The 1,198-nt window shown below is 57.0% G+C and carries 1 protein-coding gene; it reads left to right on the top strand.

Annotation, left to right across the window (positions count from 1 at the left end; genetic code table 11):
• Positions 1-1,198 (top strand): collagen binding domain-containing protein (locus tag KQI26_RS15100; protein ID WP_253292908.1); only part of this gene is annotated, 1,198 nt, incomplete at both ends.

Below are 1,198 nucleotides of genomic sequence, written 5' to 3'. Positions count from 1 at the left end.
GGCCGTGGACGGCCCCTGGGTGGGAGAAGTGACCACCGGTGCAGATGGCAGCGCCCGGGTGGAAAATCTGCTGCCAGGTACCTATGAAGTGATTGAGAAGTCTGTGCCGGAACCCTATCTGCTGGATGCAAAGCCCCAGCTTGTGACCCTCTATCCCAACCGGGATGCTGAGGTGTTCTTCGAAAATCATAAGAAACCTTCCCTGGAGATCCAGAAGATCGACAGTGTGACAGGAGATCCTCTGAAGGGCGCCAAATTCCAGATCTGGTACCGGAGCAACAAGACCGAAACCGGAGAATTGCGTGATCTGGGCACTTATTACACCGATGAAAAGGGCGTGATCCGGCTGGAAAATGTGGAGGACGGCTGGTACAAGGTGACCGAGCTGGAAGCCCCGGACGGTTATGCCATCAAAGCCCCAGCTGCGCAGGAGTGCTTTGTCAAAAGCGGTGAGCGGAAGGTGCTGACTTTTGAAAACACTCCGCTGTCTGCTTTGATTATCCGCAAGGTAGACAGCATCACCGGCAAGCCCCTGGAGGGGGCCTGGTTCCGGGTGCGGTATCTGGGCGGCACATCCGGCACCGGCGGCACCATCGTAGGCGAGTATGAGACCAGTGTCAATGGCACCATCGTGCTCACCGGCATGAAGAAGGGCACTTATGTGGTGGAAGAGATCTCCGCCCCCAATGGCTATGTGCTGGATAACAGCACGCAGACGGTGCATCTCACAGGGAAAGACCAGGATGTGATCACCGTGACCTTCAAGAACACCCCCAAGGGCAGCCTGCTGATCCAGAAGATCGACAGCGTTACCAGAGAACCTTTGTCCGATGTGGTGTTCAAGGCGGTCAATTCCGATGGCACCGTGATCGGCAATGAAAATGGAGAGTTCGTGACAGACAGCAAGGGCACGATCCTCATTTCTGGCCTGGAGCCGGGGAGCACGGTGATCGTCACCGAAGTGCGGGCCAAGGACGGCTATGTGCTGGACAATGTGCCCCAGAGCATCAAGATCAAAGCAGGGGAGACCGTGACCCTGGAGTTCCGCAACCAGCCCATGGGCGGCTTGCAGATCATCAAAAAGGACGCGGAAACCGGTGAGCGCTTGGGCGGAGTCCAGTTTGAAGTGCGGAAGATGAATGGTGAGATCATCGGCACCTATACCACCGATCGGTACGGCGTGATCCGTCTGCCGGAG

Origin of the sequence: Intestinimonas sp. MSJ-38, from assembly GCF_018917925.1 — a bacterium.
GTDB lineage: Bacteria > Bacillota > Clostridia > Oscillospirales > Butyricicoccaceae > Pseudobutyricicoccus.
The sequence above is the reverse complement of the archived record's forward strand: the minus strand, read 5'-3'. Positions and strand labels throughout refer to the sequence as shown.